At 46.9% G+C, this 17,904-nt stretch carries 18 protein-coding genes and 5 pseudogenes; 1 reads left to right on the top strand and 22 read right to left on the bottom strand.

From position 1 onward, the window contains the following. Positions 1 to 114: 114 nt before the first annotated feature. From JCM10519_RS08120 to JCM10519_RS27730, 20 genes and pseudogenes are all read right to left on the bottom strand, one after another. A pseudogene (locus JCM10519_RS08120) lies at positions 115 to 870 on the bottom strand (amino acid ABC transporter ATP-binding protein). After that, entirely contained in the window at positions 863 to 1,282 is a 420-nt protein-coding gene (locus JCM10519_RS08115) for an ABC transporter permease subunit (protein ID WP_054738539.1), read from the bottom strand. Before JCM10519_RS08115 ends, JCM10519_RS08120 begins: the two are co-directional and overlap by 8 nt. Beyond that, on the bottom strand, positions 1,264 to 2,292 hold the full coding sequence (locus JCM10519_RS08110) for an ABC transporter permease subunit (protein WP_054738537.1): 1,029 nt from the start codon (positions 2,290 to 2,292) through the stop codon (positions 1,264 to 1,266). The genes JCM10519_RS08115 and JCM10519_RS08110 overlap by 19 nt, the downstream gene beginning before the upstream one ends. Next, a complete protein-coding gene (locus JCM10519_RS08105; protein WP_054738535.1) occupies positions 2,289 to 3,011 on the bottom strand; it encodes a transporter substrate-binding domain-containing protein in 723 nt (240 codons plus the stop codon). The genes JCM10519_RS08110 and JCM10519_RS08105 overlap by 4 nt, the downstream gene beginning before the upstream one ends. Positions 3,012 to 3,150: 139 nt before the next feature. Beyond that, positions 3,151 to 3,561 (bottom strand): NifB/NifX family molybdenum-iron cluster-binding protein, encoded by a 411-nt coding sequence (locus tag JCM10519_RS08100; RefSeq protein WP_054738533.1) that lies wholly within the window; start codon positions 3,559 to 3,561, stop codon positions 3,151 to 3,153. A 198-nt stretch (positions 3,562 to 3,759) separates the two neighbouring features. Further along, on the bottom strand, positions 3,760 to 4,197 hold the full coding sequence (locus JCM10519_RS27755; RefSeq protein ID WP_347843543.1) for a hypothetical protein: 438 nt from the start codon (positions 4,195 to 4,197) through the stop codon (positions 3,760 to 3,762). Then, positions 4,151 to 4,882 carry a nitrogenase component 1 gene (locus JCM10519_RS08090; protein ID WP_347843542.1) on the bottom strand — a complete coding sequence of 244 codons (732 nt, stop codon included), beginning with the start codon at positions 4,880 to 4,882 and terminating at the stop codon, positions 4,151 to 4,153. Before JCM10519_RS08090 ends, JCM10519_RS27755 begins: the two co-directional genes overlap by 47 nt. Further along, a pseudogene (locus JCM10519_RS08085) lies at positions 4,851 to 6,343 on the bottom strand (nitrogenase component 1). The gene JCM10519_RS08090 and the pseudogene JCM10519_RS08085 overlap by 32 nt, the downstream one beginning before the upstream one ends. Before the next feature lie 20 nt (positions 6,344 to 6,363). After that, a pseudogene (locus JCM10519_RS08080) lies at positions 6,364 to 7,352 on the bottom strand (cysteine synthase family protein). 33 nt (positions 7,353 to 7,385) lie between these two features. Continuing rightward, the gene (gene nifH, locus JCM10519_RS08075; protein ID WP_054738531.1) at positions 7,386 to 8,234 is read right to left on the bottom strand and encodes a nitrogenase iron protein; all 849 of its coding nucleotides are present in this window, start codon (positions 8,232 to 8,234) and stop codon (positions 7,386 to 7,388) included. Between the two features lie 126 nt (positions 8,235 to 8,360). Then, the gene (locus JCM10519_RS08070; protein WP_054738529.1) at positions 8,361 to 8,720 is read right to left on the bottom strand and encodes a NifB/NifX family molybdenum-iron cluster-binding protein; all 360 of its coding nucleotides are present in this window, start codon (positions 8,718 to 8,720) and stop codon (positions 8,361 to 8,363) included. 23 nt (positions 8,721 to 8,743) lie between these two features. Beyond that, positions 8,744 to 9,616 (bottom strand): radical SAM protein, encoded by an 873-nt coding sequence (locus JCM10519_RS08065; RefSeq protein ID WP_054738527.1) that lies wholly within the window; start codon positions 9,614 to 9,616, stop codon positions 8,744 to 8,746. Position 9,617: 1 nt separating this feature from the next. Then, positions 9,618 to 9,872: a DUF2292 domain-containing protein gene (locus JCM10519_RS08060; protein WP_054738525.1), complete on the bottom strand. Its 255-nt coding sequence runs from the start codon at positions 9,870 to 9,872 to the stop codon at positions 9,618 to 9,620. A 6-nt stretch (positions 9,873 to 9,878) separates the two neighbouring features. Then, positions 9,879 to 10,034, bottom strand: coding sequence for a hypothetical protein (locus JCM10519_RS27750; RefSeq protein ID WP_347843541.1), 156 nt, complete (start codon positions 10,032 to 10,034; stop codon positions 9,879 to 9,881). 494 nt (positions 10,035 to 10,528) lie between these two features. Then, a pseudogene (sulP, locus tag JCM10519_RS08055) lies at positions 10,529 to 12,167 on the bottom strand (sulfate permease). Between the two features lie 111 nt (positions 12,168 to 12,278). Continuing rightward, entirely contained in the window at positions 12,279 to 12,947 is a 669-nt protein-coding gene (locus tag JCM10519_RS08050) for a helix-turn-helix domain-containing protein (protein ID WP_054738523.1), read from the bottom strand. 20 nt (positions 12,948 to 12,967) lie between these two features. Then, positions 12,968 to 13,605, bottom strand: a pseudogene (locus tag JCM10519_RS27745) (restriction endonuclease FokI C-terminal domain-containing protein). A 26-nt stretch (positions 13,606 to 13,631) separates the two neighbouring features. Next, a complete protein-coding gene (locus JCM10519_RS27740) occupies positions 13,632 to 13,829 on the bottom strand; it encodes a hypothetical protein (RefSeq protein ID WP_347843684.1) in 198 nt (65 codons plus the stop codon). A gap of 71 nt (positions 13,830 to 13,900) precedes the next feature. Further along, positions 13,901 to 14,359 (bottom strand): restriction endonuclease FokI catalytic domain-containing protein, encoded by a 459-nt coding sequence (locus JCM10519_RS27735; RefSeq protein WP_347843540.1) that lies wholly within the window; start codon positions 14,357 to 14,359, stop codon positions 13,901 to 13,903. Beyond that, positions 14,265 to 14,624: a restriction endonuclease FokI recognition domain-containing protein gene (locus JCM10519_RS27730; RefSeq protein WP_347843539.1), complete on the bottom strand. Its 360-nt coding sequence runs from the start codon at positions 14,622 to 14,624 to the stop codon at positions 14,265 to 14,267. Before JCM10519_RS27730 ends, JCM10519_RS27735 begins: the two co-directional genes overlap by 95 nt. A gap of 378 nt (positions 14,625 to 15,002) precedes the next feature. Here JCM10519_RS27730 and JCM10519_RS08040 point away from each other — a divergent pair, with 378 nt between their 5' ends. After that, positions 15,003 to 16,133, top strand: a complete 1,131-nt coding sequence (locus tag JCM10519_RS08040; protein WP_054738521.1) for an acyltransferase family protein — start codon at positions 15,003 to 15,005, stop codon at positions 16,131 to 16,133. Positions 16,134 to 16,167: 34 nt separating this feature from the next. Here JCM10519_RS08040 and JCM10519_RS08035 read toward each other — a convergent pair whose 3' ends face one another. Together JCM10519_RS08035 and JCM10519_RS08030 are read right to left on the bottom strand one after the other, a co-directional pair. Continuing rightward, positions 16,168 to 17,325 carry a DUF4317 family protein gene (locus JCM10519_RS08035; RefSeq protein ID WP_054738520.1) on the bottom strand — a complete coding sequence of 386 codons (1,158 nt, stop codon included), beginning with the start codon at positions 17,323 to 17,325 and terminating at the stop codon, positions 16,168 to 16,170. Positions 17,326 to 17,453: 128 nt separating this feature from the next. After that, on the bottom strand, positions 17,454 to 17,828 hold the full coding sequence (locus JCM10519_RS08030) for a desulfoferrodoxin family protein (RefSeq protein WP_054738517.1): 375 nt from the start codon (positions 17,826 to 17,828) through the stop codon (positions 17,454 to 17,456). Positions 17,829 to 17,904 lie beyond the last annotated feature (76 nt).

Raw genomic sequence — 17,904 nt, 5'->3', positions numbered from 1 at the left:
GTTCGCCATGTGCCATTGCGGCGAGTTGACAATCAGGAGCTTCAAAGCCCATTCTTACGCTGCAGGCAGCTTCCCGCTGATATCTGTCAACGTGTTATTTCTCTGTAATATCCGCTATATGGAATAGTTGGACTCCAAGGAAATGATCCTGGATAAAAATTGTCTGGTTCTCTCCTCTTTTGGATTTGAAAAAAATCTGTTCCGGTCTTCCCTCCTCCACAACAACCCCTTCATCCATAAAGATCACTTTATTTGCTACATCCTGGGCAAAGGACATTTCATGCGTTACCACAATCATGGTAATTCCTCTTCCCGCCACCTTCTTAATGATATCAAGGGTTTCCCCCACCAGCTCCGGATCCAGGGCGGAGGTTGGTTCATCGAATAAAATCACTTCCGGATTTAAGACAAAGGCTCTGGCAATGCCGACCCGCTGCTGCTGTCCGCCGGAAAGCTGGGAAGGATAGCAATGATACTTCTCCCGTAACCCCACCCAGTCAAGGCTTCTTCTCCCCGTTTTCTCGCTTCCTCCCTTGGAATGCGCCTTGCCGTGACAAGCCTTCCATCACATTTTCCAATGCCGTTTTATTGGCAAAAAGATTATAATTCTGAAAAACAAAAGCTGTTTTTCTTCTTATCTCCAGAATTTGCTTTTTGGTCGCCTTTTTTTAGGTCCACGCGGGTATCCCCGATGGCAAGCTGGCCGCTGTCCGCATTTTCCAGGAAATTAATACACCGCAGCAATGTGGTTTTTCCCGATCCGCTGGGACCCAGGAGCACGACCACCTGGCCATCTTCTACCTCCACAGATACATCCTTTAGGACCTGCTGCTTTCCAAAGGTCTTTTTAACATGCTTTACTTCAATCATAGGGATTCCTCCTGAACTTACCTGTATGGCGTCTTAAAACCTTTGCCAGGCATTCGATCACAATGGTAAATGCCCAGTATATGACTGCGGCCGCCATATACCCTTCAAAAAAATGAATAGGTCCGGGAGCTTGGAATGGTGGCTCCTGCCACAATTTCCACGATTCCAATGGCCATGACAACGGATGATGCTTGATCAGACCGACCACATGATTGATCAGGGTCGGGATCGCCGCCGGTATCATCTGGGGGATGATGATCCTCCTGATAGTCTGGACTTTTGTAAGCCCTATGGAATACCCGGCTTCATCCTGTCCCTTGTCAATGGATAACAGCGCACCCCGGACCGCCTCTGATATGGAGCAGATTGCAGTAAGACTGAGGGCAAAAATGCCTACCCAGATATTATCCACGTCAGCGGCATTTTTTTAATATGTAAAAACCTTGCCAGATCATTGAATTTGAGCATGAAAATCAGGTTATATATCATCAAAGCCACCACAATGGGAACTCCCTGATACACCGTAACAAATACCCCAAGGAACTTATTAAGAACAGGCACCTTATAGACCCTGACCAGCGCGGTTACCGTTCCAAGAGCCAGGCCTATGGCTAATGGAATGAACACAAGCCTCAGGGTATTGGGAAAATACCTGATTCCGTATAGAAAGCTTTCATAAAAATGAGCTGCATTGAAATTCATCCTTTTCCCTCTTTTCCAGTCCCTGTCCTTTCTCTTCCATACTCCAGTTTTATATTCAGGTAATAAAAAAAGAAGCCGGACCGTTAAACTAATAACAATATAGATCATTACCACAAACACATAGGCTTCCAGTACGTGTTTTGTGGCCGCACCAATGGATTTGGCCCTTCCCATGATATCGGTAACGCCGATAAGAAATACAAGAGAGGAATTTTGGAACAGGCCCACCAGATCAGAGCCAAAGGGAGGCAGGGCGATCCTTACCATCTGGGGCAGAAGGATCCTTCCAAAGGTCTGAAACTCCGTAAGCCCTACACTTAACCCTGCCTCTGTCTGACCATAGGGGATGGATGTGACTGCACCGTAAAATATGGCAGAAAGAAACGCTCCCTGATTCAGGATAAAGGTGATATAAGCAAAAGTCACCGCACTCCATCCCCGGTTTAAGTTGGTGCCAAAAACAGGATCAATAAGGGCCGGTACCCCGTAATAAATCATCATCAGCTGCACCAGCATGGGGGTTCCTCTCATGAATGAGACATAAACCTTTAGAAACGGATTTAAGACCGGTATCTTTTTTAGCTCTGCCAGAACAATGAAAGCGGCAAGAATCACTCCGAATACTGTGGCATAAACCACAATCCAAAGGGTCACTGATAAATACGGAAGAATTTTAGGGATATTTTCAAGGAACCGCTCCCAGCCAAACAGTTTATTCATACCATTACTCGCTTTCCGTATAATTCCCGCCGATTACATCCTTTGATATCTGTGCAAGCCTTCCGCTTTCCCTTAATTGTTTTACCGCTCCATCCACTGCCTCCTGCAGCCTGGTATTGCCTTTTGCAAATAAAAAAATACGTGGAAGAGGACTGGATTGGCTCTCCCGTCACCTTTATGACTTCCCTGCCGTCTCCATAGTTTTTATTCAGCTTTTCCGCATCCCGCTTTGTCAGGATGGTGGCATCCCAGACTCCGTTTACAAGTCCTGTTACAGTTTCTTCATCGGTTGAATTGTTCACATAATCAATCTTTATGGGATTATCCGGATGGTCTTTATTATAATTTTCCAGGATGTACACGGAATTGGACCCGGTGGAGCTTTTTACTTTCCGGCCATTAAGATCATTCAGGGACTGGATATCCGTACGGTCACCTGCTACGGCCAGATAGGTCACATAGGTGGTATACGGTTCTTTTCCAAACAGATATTTTTCATCTCTTTCCTTGTTATACTCGTATTGATGGGCTGCAAGATCAATCTTGCCCGCATCAAGGGAAATCAGCACATTGGCAAAATCAGAGGTCTGATATTCAAATTCATACTGGGGAAGCAACTCATCTACTGCCTTTAAGACCTCATATTCATACCCGGCAAGCTCCCCTTTCTCATCCAGATAGCAATAAGGCGCATAGGCATTGCCGGTTCCTACCACCACTTTTGTGACACCGCTGTCTGCTGCTGCCGTCTTTTTTTCCGCATCCTGTCAGCATTGCCGCCCCCAATGCTGTCAGAACCGCTTCCAAAGCCAGCTTTCTTATCCATTGATTCATTATTTTTTTCCCTTCCTTTTCTTTTTATGGTTTATTCGCCAGCCCCCGAAGTGTCTGATGGTGATCCACCCGGTAAAAATACCCTGTGATTTTCTCCAATGTGTTCTTAATTTTCCCTTCCACATCAAAGGAACTGACCGCCTTTTTCTCCAGCTGTTTCTGGATGTGGAAGCCGATCCTTTTACAGATCACACAACGGCAGTCTGCTATGAAATCCACCCCGTGATGGTTTTCCTGTAAGCCTTCGCAGCTCCTTCCTTTGCACCCGTCCTGGCAGGAGGAAGGCTTTCCGGCTGCATTTACGGCTTCTCTTATTTCCAAAAGGACGTACTCCCCTCTTTCTCCCACTTCATAGATGTAAAATTCATGGGCCGCCCCAAAATTCATGTCAATATTCACACCGTCAGAAGATGCAACTGCAATTTTATATGGCATAACACTCCCTCCATGAACCTGCCTGTTAATTGAATCTTGTTCTGGCAACGGAATAGATGTCTTCGATCAGCTTCAGGCCACCGTCATATCCTGCATAATAGCTGTTCATGACCAGCCTTTCATTGACCGGCCAGGATACATTAAGGAAATGGGCATCAGTCTGTTTCGCAACCTCTTTCTCCCAATAACCTCCAAGGATCAGGGATATCCATGATAATCATGGGCTTTGATCTCATTGTGGATCTTATAGCCATCAGTCTCAAAGTCCACCTCTGCTTCTATGCCAAAATTCAGCTCCTTAAAAAAGGACCGTACCTTATTCCGGAATTCTCTTGGAGTATCATCCGTTATGAACTGCTTTGCCGGAAACAAACCCAGGTCATTGACCAGGAACTTTGTAATGCCAAGGGCATATTGGGCATCAGACACAACCGTAAACTGCTTTGACATGACTCTGGTCTCCAGGAACAGATCCGCATAGCGTTCGATGTAATAGTAATAATAAGACTCTTTCTCTGCTATAAGGCTTTCGATCTTTTCCTCCGGCACTCCTGCGAACCCGCCTACTTCCCGAAGGAATTTACTGGTTTCAAAAGCCCCTATGGAGGGTGGGATAGTGAAGATAAGGGATTCCAAGCTTCTTCTCCATGCTCTTCATGTTATTAAGCCCGACCCACGGAGACACCAGCAGGTTAAATTCCGCTTCCGGGATCCTCTTTACGTTACTTAATCCCCTTTGATAGCCAAATATGGTATTGGGCGTAAGGCCAAGCTCTCTGACCAGATTTTCAAGCTCTCTTAAATTTCCCAGCCAGAATTCATCCTGATAAGGCACATCGGCCCATATATTGACCAGATTTTTCACCCGGATATCTGACTGTTCCAAAAGCTGGTCAATGATTGCCTCCACCACCTGTTCATGGCCCTTGTAGTTGTTTCCCTTAAAGCCTGCGGTAGAGGCATAGATAACCGGTTTATCGGCATCCTGGAACCCCTCCACCACTTCCTCGGTGTTGTCGCCCACGATCTCCGGGATACAGCCGGTCAATACCACATATAAATCGGCATCAATGACATCCAGGGAATGTCTGATGGTTGATTCCAGCTTTTTAACGCCTCCGAATACAACATCCTTTTCGTTGATGCTGGTACAGGGATAGATATTGGGAGAAAAATATCCGGAGCTGCCGGAGGAATTGGAAAGCTTCTGGGCACAGCCCGGCCCGGAATGGAGGACCGGAATGGCCCGTTCAATCGCCTGAACAGTCTGCATGGCGCTCATGGCGCATTTATACCTCTGTTTGTCTAATATCTTCGCCATCAGCAATCCCCTCCTCTAAAAAGCTTCCCACATCCTGCTTATACCACCAGTCCGTGTAAGGCAGCTTCACTCTTTTTGCCAGATTTTGTTCAAAGCTCCGGTTCCGTATGGTATCTAAAACCGTATGAGCGAACTCCAGCGTATGCTTATATCCGAATATCATGTATTCGTCCGCCACATAGACCGCCGGCGTCCCCTGTTTAATGGCCCATACCGTAGAGCCGGGATGGCGGGAAAGGTATAAATCAGGACGGTATTTGTTTAAGATGTTCATCACCTCAAAGTTCTGCTGGTCCGCCACGCTAGTTTCAAAATTGATGTCATTGTCAAGAAGATAACTCATGGCGGGAGGAACATCCCCGTTTTCGTATTTCTTGTCATAATGCCATGACAGCGCCCAAACCACTTGGATTCCCAGCTCGTTTAAAACTCTCGTCACCTCAAAGGTATAGCCCGGTCCCATTCCGAGAACCGCTTTTAATCCCTTTAATTCTTTCTTCACCGCTTCAATCTGGGGAATATAGATCTTTCTCTGTTCTTCTATGTATTTCTCCACCTCCGGCTGCTTGCCGGACACCCTTCCGATTTCCCGAAGCCAGGTCTCAAATCCGACTATCCCTAAGGGATTGACGGTCCGGATATAGGGAACGCCGTAGTGCTCTTCTAAGCCATTGCCCAGATAATTTCCAAGAACTCCGCAGATGCACGTTGTCGCAACGGATTCTGATAAACGTTCCAGTTCTTCCACCGTTGCGTTGGCATATAAAAAAATGGGTTCTAAATCAAAATTCTTAAACATTTCAATGATTTCATTTCTGGCGCTTTCGAAAAAAATTTTTAAAATTAATGGTTTTTCTTTTCTGCTGGGGAGCTTTACGATTCCGCTTAATACCGCATGATCGGATATATCAAACCCAGTCGCCCAAATCCGTGATTTAAAACCTTCGCAGTGAACGGCTATGACAGGTACCTGAATCTGATCCTTCACATCATCCACCACGCTGTCAATGTCCTCTCCGATGATCCCCGTGGCACAGGAGCTGCTGACAAAAATTGCCTTTGGCTGGTAACGCCGGTTAACCTCCACAATGATATCCGCCAGGGCTTCTGTAGAGCCGAAAATAGTATCATTCTCATTCATGTCCGTGCCGATGTACACGGATTTGTTTACGACTCCCCTTTTAGCAGCCACCTGATTGGTAACAATGTACTGAGAGCCGGCCGTGGCCGAACACCCGGAGGGCCGTGGTGGATGACCGCCACATCCCGGATCCCTCCCAGCTGGCTGAGGGCACAGCCGGAAAGGCAGGTGCTTGACTGGGAAAAACAGCGTCCGCAGCCCTTTAAGCTGCCGCACTTGCTCTGGCTGGCGAGATCATGTAAGTCTCCTACATATCCGGTTATGGAACCTAACCGGGTCTCCCTGGTAGCCAGATTGGAATTTGATAAATTAATCGCCATGTTTAACCTCCGAACTTTGACTAAGCTTCTTCAAAAAGCTTTGTGGACAGGTACCTAAGACCGGTATCCGCTAAAACAACTACAATATTCTTCCCTTTGTTTTCAGCTCTTTTTGCCACCTGGACTGCCGCGAAAATAGCGGCTCCTGAGGAGGTTCCCACTAATATCCCGTCCGTTCTTGCCACTTCCTTTGCAGCTTCATAAGCCTGATAGGTTTCCACCTCGTATTTTTCATCATAAATGCTTCGATCCATGGTAAGAGGAACCCGTTCTGCTGGCACTCCTTCAAAGGGATGGATCCCTGTGATATCCGGGGGCAATGGATCGGTCTCATTGGGCAGGGAACCCGGCCCCGGCTGTATGGCTATGATCTTAATATTTTTATTTCTGCTTTTTAAGTACTTTCCCGCCCCCGATACGGTTCCCCCGTGCCGACGCAGGCCACCAGAATATCCACCTCTCCATCCGTATCCGCCCAGATCTCCGGCCCTGTGGTCGCTTCATGAACGGAAGGATTTGCCGGATTTTCGATCTGATTGACAAAAAAGATGTTTTTTTCCTTTGACAGCACCTTCTCCTTCAGAGTCTTAACTGCCGCCACAAAATCCCCGCCTGTTTCCTCCAGCACCGCCTGGACCTCCGGCACCTGGGAAAATCTGATGGCTTCTCCTCCAAAAGCTCTGATGTTCTTAAACCGTTCCTCACTGACATTGTCCTGGACATATACCCGGAAGGAATATCCCCTGGCTGCCGCGATTGCCGCAAGGCCGATCCCCGTATTTCCGCTGGTGGTTTCCACAATGGTATACCCCTGCTTTAGAAGTCCCTTTTTTTCTGCATCATTGATCATGGCCAGTGCGATCCTGTCTTTTACGCTCTGGTTGGGATTAAAATACTCAAGCTTTGCGATGATCTTCGCTTCCAGAGCGTGTTTTTTTGCATAATTTTCCAGCTCCAAAAGAGGCGTTTTTCCTATAAGTTCCGTGATTGATTTATGAATATTACTCATTCATGCCCTCCTTGTTCCAGCACCCTTTGTGCCTTAGATCTTATAATCGTCGTTGATGTTCATGAGCCCGAATTCAAAAAGAATTTCTTCCAGCCGTTCCTGGTCCATGGGCGTGGGAATGGTGAAATCCTGATTGTCAATGACTGCCTGCGCAAGATTCCGGTATTCATCTGCCTGGCTGGAATCGGGTTTGTATTCAATAACTGTTTTGCGGTTGATCTCCGCATGCTGCACAATGTTATCCCTTGGAACGAAGTAGAGAAGCTTGGTCCCAAGCTCTTTTGAAAAGGCGCGGAGCAGATCCAGCTCCCGGTCCACGTTCCGGCTGTTGCAGATGATTCCCCCAAGCCGCACTCCTCCGGTCTTTGCATACCGTTTGATGCCTTTTGCAATGTTATTTGCCGCATACAGGGCCATCATCTCCCCGCTTGCCACAATGTAGATTTCTTTGGCCTTTCCTTCCCGGATGGGCATGGCAAATCCTCCGCAGACCACATCTCCCAATACATCATAAAACACATAATCAAGGTCATCGGTATAGGCACCCAGATTCTCAAGAAGTCCAATGGAAGTGATGATGCCTCTGCCGGCACAGCCTACTCCCGGCTCCGGGCCTCCTGATTCCACACACCTGGTTCCCTTATAACCTTCCTTCATAATGCGGTCCAGTTCTACACTGTCCCCCTCTTCACGCAAAGTATCAAGAACCGTTTTCTGCGCCAGACCGCCCAGCAGCAGCCTGGTGGAATCCGCCTTTGGATCGCACCCCACAACCATGACCTTTTTCCCAAGCTCCACCAGCCCTGCTGTCAGGTTTTGGGTTGTGGTGGATTTTCCGATTCCTCCCTTCCCGTAAATAGCAATCTGTCTGATCTGTCCCATTGTTAAAATCCTCTCTTTCTGATTCTCACCATAAATTATCGTATAAGTCTTTAATTAAAGTCAGGCTTTTCTGCCGCTCTCATAGACCATGTAAAAATCATTTTGGTCCATGGTCATGGATTCTTTCTAAGCTTCATTTAATAACCTTCGTACCTCCGTGTAAATAAGAAGCCTCCGGATGGAATCCTCAATATATCCCGGCAGTTCAAAGGCCTCTATGTGGTTTTGTTCCAGGGCAGCCCCCGCACCGGCTCCGATCCGGCTGACCAGGACATAATCACAATCTTCCAGCAGGACTGCCAGGGCTTTTAACTGTGTTTCATCATGCTCCTGTCCCTTGCATAGAGGAACTGTTTTACGGCTTTCCTCATATGTGAATGTCATATCCCGGCTGTCGGCTGCTACGATGTAAAAAACTTCGGCTCTGCCAAAATGCTGGTTTACTACCTTTCCGTCTGTTGAAGCGACTGCTATCTTATATTTCATGGCATTTCCAATCCTCTTTTCCTTTACCCATGGGAAAAGGTATCACTTCCTGCGATCCTTCTCTGGTATATGAAATCTCCGTAATCCTTTCCCCCAAGCATGCCCACAGCATCGGCACGGCAGTGCTGGCAGTGGCGGAAAACATCGATGTGCTTTCCTGCCAGAATCCTGGCCTCGTCGATTTCCTGACATACAGGGGCTGTTTCATGGGAAAGGTCTGCCTGGGGAATCAGGGGAATGATGTTGTAGATCCTTGCGCCTGCCTCTTTTACGGCCTTTGCAATATCCTCAATATGACCTCCGTTTATGTTTGGCACCAGCACAGTATTCACTTTCACCGTGATCCCTGCATCCGCTATCTTTTTGATTCCCTTTAACTGGTTTTCTATCAGGATCTCAGCCGCCTGTACTCCCTCATAAATTTTTCCATGGTACAGAATCCACCGGTTTAACTCTGCCTCGATTTCCGGGTCCACCGCATTCACCGTAACGGTCACGGATTCCACTCCGATTTCAATGATCTCATCCGCCCTTTCATAGAGAAGGAGCCCGTTGGTGCTCATGCATTTGATCAGCTCCGGATGGTGTTTCTTTACCAGGCGGAACGTCTCAAGGGCGTAATCCGTAGCCAAGGTATCACCTGGACCTGCAATGCCTGCCACCGTGATCTCCGGACAAAGGGCAAGAGCCTTTTCAAGAACCTTAAGTGCCTGCAAAGGGGTGAGCACCTTTGAGGTCACTCCCGGCCTTTCTTCGTCATCGTTAATTCTTCTGTCGCAGAACTTACAGGAAATATTGCAGCCAGGGCTTACCGGAAGATGGATCCGGCCCACGTTGTTTTTATTTCCTCCAAAGCATGGATGTGACTTCTGCAGATTTTGATATGTATTTGCCATTTCACACTTTCTTTCTTACAATTAGGATACAAAAAAAAGACAACCTTCCCTGATACGCATTTCTGCTTATCAGAACCTCCGGTTGTCCAGTCAGCTCTTTAATCTGATTTTTTTCTATTTTTTCGATCTGTACTATTTTTCCATCCTGAATCGTTATGGTAATGGAACCATACTTTACATGGCTGGCCATTTCATGGATCAGCTTGATGTATTCTTTTTCAGGATCAGAAGCACTTGAATAGGATATTGGAATCACCTTCTCTCACTTATGGATCGCCTCCAAAACCGTATCTCTTTCCCCGGCCCGGTTTCTTTTTCTCAGGTGGTTCTTTTTATATGTATTTTCATTCTTTTCGTATTTCCTGGATCTTCCTGTCCTTATGGATTGATCCAATGGCATAACCTTGGACTTTATCATTGATTTCCGCTTATAAAAAAACAGGTACTATTACAGTACCTGTAAAACTCCAGTTTTCACGGATCCAGGTATTCTAATACATACAAAAATAAGCTGTATTCATATACATGGGCACAGTTTTACAACAACAGCTATCCATCTTTTCAAAGCTTGTAAAATGGTTATTCCATGCAGAAAACATTGTGTTTATCATATGAATGACATCCTTTCTTCAATACCCTATTATCTTTATAGGTTTAATATGTATTGATTATAATATTATCTTTTTGGGATGTCAACATCTTTTTAATATTTTTATGATATCTTTTTAACGGCTTGTCCATTATTATCTCCATTATTCCCCCGTCCCAGGCCGGCGCCCATGCAAAAAGGCTGAGGATTGACCGGTCTTAAGAAGGGAATAAAGTGGCTGGCAGAAAATAAACAGGCCGTAAGAAATCAGAGCATTCTTTTTCTCTGACCCTTATGGCCTGTTTTCCGGCTTGCCGGTATTTTTATAGTACGGAGGCGCGCATCAAAGCCTCATCAATGCATCCTGCAATATTCTCCCGTCCCATATCATCTACGAATCCCGCCCGTTCCATCATTGACATAGGCTGTTCGTTTACATGGGATAACATCAGTGTGATGTTCTTTCTTTTTTAAACTGTTGTAAAGCTTTCTTAAGCTTTTTAAGGCAGTTGTATCCATGGCCGGAACGCTCCGCATGCGGAGTATCAGCACTCTCTTTCCGTCTTCTAAGACCACCTTGGATATCTTATCTGCAGCTCCAAAAAACATTGGACCATTGATTTCAAATACGGCCACATGCCCTGGAACAGGCTTTAAGTCAATGCGGTCTCCTTCATTCTCCTCTTCGTCCTCCAGATACTTCCAGCCGTTTACCTCGGCCACATCCGCCATACGCTTCATGAACAGCAGAGAAGCAAATATCAGGCCAACGCCGATGGCCACCACCAGATCAAATACCACGGTCAGGATAAAAGCGACCAAAAGCACGGACCAGTCACTTTTAGGGGAGGTTTTTACAATTGAAACAAATTCTCTCCACTCGCTCATATTATAAGCAACCATAAACAGAATTGCTGCAATGGCCGGCATAGGGATAAGGGCTGCATATGGCATGAGAAATACAAGGATCAACAGCAGAAGAACTGCATGAACCATTCCCGCCACAGGAGTCCTTCCCCCGTTTTTCACGTTGGCGGCCGTCCGCGCAATGGCGCCTGTGGCCGGGATTCCTCCAAACAGTGCAGAGAAGGTATTGCCCAGTCCCTGGGCAATCAGTTCCATGTTGGAGTTGTGCCTGCTGCCTATCATTCCGTCTGCCACGACGCAGGACAGCAATGATTCAATGGCAGCTAACACCGCAATGGTCACTGCATCGGGCATGACCTTCCCCATCATGTCAAGGGACAGCCTGGGAACATGCAGAGATGGAAGACTGGGGGAAATGGTATACAGATCACCAATGGTATGTACCGGAAGATCCAGTACCTTTACCAGAACCGCAGTAAGAATGACTGCAACTAAGGATGGGGGTACCTTCTTAAAATATCTTGGCCAGATGATAAGTACCGAAAGAGCGGTCATTCCTATTGCCAATGCCATGGGATTAAGGGTTCCGATGGAATGTACCACCTGCTCCAGCTTTTCCATGGTCTCCACCGGAGCCTTTTCAAAGGTAAGCCCGAGGAAATCCTTTATCTGGCCGATAAAAATAGTCACCGCAATGCCGGCGGTAAATCCGGTTGTAATGGTATAGGGAATAAAACGTATCAGGCTTCCCAGCCGTAAAAATCCCATGATAACCAGGATAATTCCGGCCATTACGGTTGCCGTCGCCAGACCGTCAAGCCCGTTTTTTAAGACAATACCTGCTACAATAGAAGCAAATGCAGCCGTAGGCCCTGCAATCTGCACCTTACTGCCGCCTAAAAATGAGATCACAAAGCCTGCGACAATGGCCGTATAAAGTCCCTGCTCCGGGGTTACGCCGGAAGCCAGGGCAAGCGCGATAGAGAGAGGCAGGGCAATGATTGCCACAATAATCCCGGAAATAATATCCTTCATAAACTGCTCTCTTGTATAGTGCTTCATTGATAAAAAAAACTGAGGTATCATATCCTTCATTTTTCCCGATCCTTTTATATTATAAATTTTTCACAAACTTTTTATAATATAACTGTGAAAAGAAAAGAATGCAAGTGAATTTCCCATGTTCTTCAAATAATACAAGGATTCCTATCTCAGGCTGTCCGCTGCCAGAAGCTCTAAACCCTTCTCATCAAGAAGCTCCACACTTCCCCTGGTGAGTTTAACCAGGCGGTCCGCCTGGAACAGCCGTAAAAGGCGGGTCACCACTTCTCTTGCCGTTCCCAGATGATGGGCGATCTGCTCGTGGGTAATGGAAAGCTCCCCGGAACCCGTAAGTCTCCCCTCTTCCAGAAGAAAGGCGGCCAGGCGGCCATCCATTTTCTTATTTAAGACCTGGTCCATGAGCCACATGACATCGGTAAAACGGGAAGCCATCAGCTCATTGGTAAAGTTAGAGACAACTGCTGACTGCTCCATTAACGTCTTGTAGACCTCCGGCGGGATCACTGAGACCACGGAATCCTGCTCCGCTTCCACCGTAACATCAAATTGAATGTTTTTAACCATACAAGGGCCGGAAAAAAGGCAGATATCCCGCTCAAGCAGACGGTAAAGCGTCAGCTCCCGCCCCTCATCCGATATCATAAAAACCCTAAGCTGCCCTTGGGTCACAAGCAAAAGCCCGCTGCAGCCGTCAGCCCCGCCATGGACCAGCATACCCTTTTCAAACCTGGCTTCCCTGGCTTTTTCTTTTAAGAGCATTCTCTGTCTCTCTGTCAGCTTATTCCAAAAAGGAAGGTACTCTCCCAACACCATAACATCAAACCTCCATGTGCCTAAGAACGTTGAAACCCAATCTCATCATTGCAGTCAAAAAGCTTAAAGCACTCACTGTAGCCCAGTCTTCCTGATTTCAGTTCTTCTGCCATCAAAAGAAGATTCATGGAATTGACTGCAGCTCCGCAGATCCCGGAACGCATCCGGATATTCTCAAGCCTTTCCCTGAATCCTCCGGTAAACGCCCCGGAAACAAAAGCAAAGCGATAGCGTATCACACCTTTATCAAAGATCTCCCACCACTTGTTTGGATTAAGTTTCTCATTCCGCTCCTTATTTTCCTCTATGTAGCGGTACATCTCATCGGCCTGCTTGATGGGAAGGGAATACCCTTTTCCATAAGCCTTATTATCAATGATCAGCCATCTTCCCCATAATATACGCACACATCCGGCTTCCTGGTGTCCCCAAGCCTGGCTCCCTTAAAGTCCAGTTCAGCTGTTAAAAGCTGGGCTGTCTGTATCTCATAATCCCTGTCTGAATTGCCGTCAAATCCAAGATCCAAAAGGATCAGATACCTGTGGTCCACATGGATCAAATGGGATCTTAAATAATCCTTGCACAGGGATACCTCTGATTTTACCGGCACCGGTCCATGGCTTTCATAAGGCAGCTCAAGGCCGGTTATTTCCTCCATGATCCGATAGGTGTTTCCGGTCTTTTTCACTTGAAGCCCAATATTTTCAAGCTTCGGATGTCATCGAGAATGGTCTCCTCCTCCTCTTCCATGCCCATGCCTTTTAAATATTCCTTTACCTGCAATGGGGAGCGGTAGGCTCCTTCCAGATATTTTATGATATGGGTCCTGCGGTTGCGGAGATATTCCCGGTCAGCCACCTTGGTAGCCAGCATATCCCACATCACCCGCTTGGGAATCCTGGGGAATCTTGAAACGCCTGTTACATGCTTTAATACGGTCCTTCCCTTTAATGTCAGCTGGTAAGACTGGGGAATGTTCCGGCGCAGGTTTTTCCTCCAATGGCAGCAGTTACCTCCTTTGCCACCTTGTTGATCCAGCCCATCTGTAGGAGCCAGCTGCAAATAGTCCGGACGTATTTATCGCTTGTGCCTTCCGTATCCTGGAGAAGCTTTGTCCTCTCTTCCCTGGTTTCTGCTTCCGCCAGCCCCTGGAGGATCATGTACTGGGGAATGGAGGTAAAGCCTGCCTCTCCGATAAAGCCAAGCCTTGCACCTATCTCAAACTTTGTCAGATGCCCTTCTTCTCCTAACAGGGACAGGACTCTGCACACGGGCGGATAGGAAAGAAGGGCGGCCCTTAATGCGAAAGCCTCCTCCTCACTGCCTGCAGGCGCATTGGCGTACTGTTGTCCCAGGGGGGACAGGGAACAGATATCCTCTTTCCGGCTGTAATGAAGAAAACCGATGCTCACTGCCCATCTCAAAAAAAGAATCTGCCGGCCAGTCGCTTTGGTATTCCTTTCGCTGCCCCGGCAGGACGGCCTGAATGATCCCGGAACAAGGGGCATTGCTCCTTGTATAGCCTGCAGGCGTCCCTTTTCCCTTCAAATGGGTATAGGGGATGGAAATTTCCCTGCCGCTTAATTCCCGTATAAACTCTTCTCTTCCGTCTTTTTCCGATATGAGCCTGGGGATCTTATCCATGCGCAGGATCCTGTTGATCTCTGAATCCGGCACAAACGCGGATACCACATTTTTTTAGATTTTCCAGGGTATAGGCCTCCTGTACCCAGCCAAATGTCCGATCTGCCACTGTCATTTCCTCTCTGCATTTTTCTTTTTCCAGCCCATGTTCATTGGGCAGAAAGGGATACCCGTAAGGTATTTTCTTAAGTATACCATAGCCGCCAGGGATTGACCACGTAATTTTCCAGGGAACGGACAAAGAGTTTGGTTTGTGATGAACAGATTCCTGTGATATAATGGTAAAAACTTCAGTCAAATTCCTGCAAAGCTGCGGGGCTCAGCCCACGCGGGCAGTCCCCAGGGTTAAGCGTGCTTTAATATTAACTTGTTGTCTTTAGAGATTAAAAGGACCGGAAAGGAACAGAAAATATGGGAAAGTTACAGATGACAATACTTGCTTTTATTGCAATTTCCTGCTGCATTCATATCAGGCGGCAGCTTAAGGACAGAGATTATTTCAAACATCTGTTTTTAGGAAATGATGGCGGAAAAAGCAGGATCCTCTACCTGGATTATGTCCGTCTTATTGCCGCCCTTTTCGTTATTCTAGTCCACTGCCTTGATTTCTCCGCAGCCGGGCTTACGGCCGGGAGCAAAACCTGGGCAGGGGTGCAGTCCCTTTCCTCTATTCTTCTGGTCTGCAACACCCTGTTTATCATGAACAGCGGTGCATTGATCCTGAGAGGGCAAAAGGAGGGCCTGACTGCCTTTTATTATAAGCGGTTCCTTCAGGTGGCCCTTCCCTTTTTTTGTTACTACTCCATTTATGTCCTGCTCTCCTGCCAGTATTTTAATTCCGGCTTTATGAACGGAATCTTTAAAGCCTTAAGGGATATGGCGGCAGGCCCTATTGACTGGGCGCCTCATTTATGGGTAATCTATGTTATTTTATCCCTCTATATCCTGGCTCCCTTTTTCAGCATTCTTTTAAAGTACCTGACCGACTCCATGCTTCACGGACTGGCGGTCCTGATCCTCCTCTTCCGCTGTCTGGCAGTTTACCTGCCTGTCATGGGCCTGCCCTTAAACTTTGACCTTATGATCAGTCCATGGGAAGGAGTGTTTTTGCTTGGCTATTACTTTGCCCAGCCCATTTCCATGAAATACAGGAAAGCCTGGTGGGGACTTGGCATGGTCTCTTTCCTGTTTACCATCCTCTGCACTGCCCTGCGGCCTGATTATAAGGCCATTTTATTGGCAGAAGGCGCTCCTGCCATGACCCTTCTGGGGGCCTCAGTTTTTCTTATGCTTCGTTCCCTGGAAAACCGGCTTCCAAAACCAGGGATCGTGATGAACTTCCTGATCCGGCACAGCTATTCCATCCTGCTGGTTCACTGGGCCGTGCTTTATTATGTCAGGGAGCGGTCAGGTATGGACTGGCTTTCCTTTGGCATGGCAGGCAGCACCCTGCTTTCCTTTATCCTGGTTCTGGTCCTGTCTGCCGCGGCGGCCTTTCTCTTTGACCAGACCGTAGTCCTTTGCGTCCAGACACTTTTTTAAAAGTCTGGTCCATCCATTAAGGAGCCGGTGAGCTTTACTCTTCCGGCTCCATTGTCCTTTCTGCTGCTATGGGCCTTACCGTGATTCCGTTGATTTCCACATGCTCACTGATGCCGATGACAATACATGGCCTGCCGTCGATCATCCGGTTTTCTACCAGATGGGTCTTATCAGAAGCTACCTTTATACTCACGTCCGGTGTCTTGATCTCAAAGCTTTTGGTATTGATTACATTGGAAGCGATAAAGGGAGGCACAGACCTTTCTTCGTCTTCGCTGTAACGCTGCTCAAATTCCTCCAGCTTCTCCTGACTGGCTCCATTGTTCTCCAACAGTCTTTTCATCTGGTACTTGTCCAGGGTAAAGGGAGCCGGCTCATCCTTTGTTTCTTCAAGAATCTCATTTAAATTTTCGTGAAGGCTCTTAACCGTTTCAAAATCGCAGTTATCTCCCAGGGTTTCCTCTACAATGGCCTGGAACGTCTCCTTCTGGCTCTTGGCGGACATCGGTATCACACAGCCAAGCAGTTCGTCAATCAGGCGTTCCGGCATCTGCTCCGGGTTTTTGGCATAGTATAAAAGGCTGTGGATATCCGTATTCCTGTCTGTGAAGGCCGGAAATAAAAAGCCGGTATCAGGAGCCTCCACGATCCAGTCCCTGTTGCGGTTTTCGATGACATTAGCCTCTGAATTGTAGCAAAGCCCCGCCTTTGACAGCTTCACCGGGCAAATGGAGCACTGAATGAATTCATACACAAAATCAGAGGCATCTTCCATTTCCAGGCCATCGGAACTCCTTGCGGGAATATCATAGGCGCAATGGATGAGGATGATGTAATAATTCTCCCCGTAGTCGTAACTGGCAATTAACCTGTCATAGAATTCCTCAATCAGGGCATCATCCTTTAACTGGCTGTCCCGGAGCTTCAGCAGAAAATTCTGGGTTCCGCCTTCTGCTTCCGTATGTAAGGGAAATTCCATATTGACCATGTTCTTGCCAATGGTTCCTGACAGGCCGCTTCTAAAGATGGTGAAATATTTAAATGCTTCTTCCTCTGGGAGGGATAAAAATGCTTCCTTAAGTTCCGTTCTCTTGTTCTTTTCCGCGTCCACATAGCAGCCGCAGATACGGCTGATGGCACAGTTGGCCGGAGTAAAAAGTTTCTTTATTTCATTGGCTTCTTTCTTGTTCATTCTACGGTCTTCTCCTATTCTAAAGTAAAACTGCAAATTTAATACTAGTGCAAATCAGCCAGAAGTCAAGAATTGGTATTACGAAAAAAAGCTCACAGACCATCAGGCCAGTGAGCTTTTCAATTTTCTTATTTATCAGCTTTCCATAATCCATGAAGATTACAGTATTCGTATGCAGCAACTACTTTATCCCCGTCGCAAAGCATGAATTCAGCCACCGGTTTATCTCCCGGGTTCAATACCTTTCTCTGGTTGCCCTGCTTGGTCTCTAATGCGATCCAACCAATGAAATGTTCAGGAAGCATTGGGTGTTCAACGGAACCAACAGTAACTTTTACATGCTGTCCGTCAATCTCAATAACCGGAACGTGCTTCTCAGTTGCAGCATCTGTTGTATTGGCTGCCAATTCGTGCATATTTTCTCCGCAACACGTAATTGTACCGCCTTTTTCTTCTACAACCGCCACAATATTACCGCAACGGTTACACTTTAAAAATTTCATAGCAATAACCTCCTTCGTCTTTTGAATCTTTATTGAATTATATTCTCAGTATACCATAAATACCAATAATTTACAA

This window comes from Clostridium sp. NkU-1, from assembly GCA_001312405.1.
Note: the sequence above shows the minus strand (reverse complement) of the source record. Positions and strands in the feature narration are given on the sequence as shown.

Bases quoted from the DNA above. Each gene is read 5' to 3' on its own strand.
- JCM10519_RS08110 (WP_054738537.1), bottom strand. From the start codon at position 2,292: ATGAATAAACTGTTTGGCTGGGAGCGGTTCCTTGAAAATATCCCTAAA.
- JCM10519_RS08100 (WP_054738533.1), bottom strand. From the start codon at position 3,561: ATGCCATATAAAATTGCAGTTGCATCTTCTGACGGTGTGAATATTGAC.
- JCM10519_RS08090 (WP_347843542.1), bottom strand. From the start codon at position 4,882: ATGGCGAAGATATTAGACAAACAGAGGTATAAATGCGCCATGAGCGCC.
- nifH (WP_054738531.1), bottom strand. From the start codon at position 8,234: ATGGGACAGATCAGACAGATTGCTATTTACGGGAAGGGAGGAATCGGA.
- JCM10519_RS08070 (WP_054738529.1), bottom strand. From the start codon at position 8,720: ATGAAATATAAGATAGCAGTCGCTTCAACAGACGGAAAGGTAGTAAAC.
- JCM10519_RS08065 (WP_054738527.1), bottom strand. From the start codon at position 9,616: ATGGCAAATACATATCAAAATCTGCAGAAGTCACATCCATGCTTTGGA.
- JCM10519_RS27750 (WP_347843541.1), bottom strand. From the start codon at position 10,034: ATGATAAAGTCCAAGGTTATGCCATTGGATCAATCCATAAGGACAGGA.
- JCM10519_RS08050 (WP_054738523.1), bottom strand. From the start codon at position 12,947: ATGGTGTTGGGAGAGTACCTTCCTTTTTGGAATAAGCTGACAGAGAGA.
- JCM10519_RS27740 (WP_347843684.1), bottom strand. From the start codon at position 13,829: ATGTGGGATATGCTGGCTACCAAGGTGGCTGACCGGGAATATCTCCGC.
- JCM10519_RS08040 (WP_054738521.1), top strand. From the start codon at position 15,003: ATGGGAAAGTTACAGATGACAATACTTGCTTTTATTGCAATTTCCTGC.
- JCM10519_RS08035 (WP_054738520.1), bottom strand. From the start codon at position 17,325: ATGAACAAGAAAGAAGCCAATGAAATAAAGAAACTTTTTACTCCGGCC.
- JCM10519_RS08030 (WP_054738517.1), bottom strand. From the start codon at position 17,828: ATGAAATTTTTAAAGTGTAACCGTTGCGGTAATATTGTGGCGGTTGTA.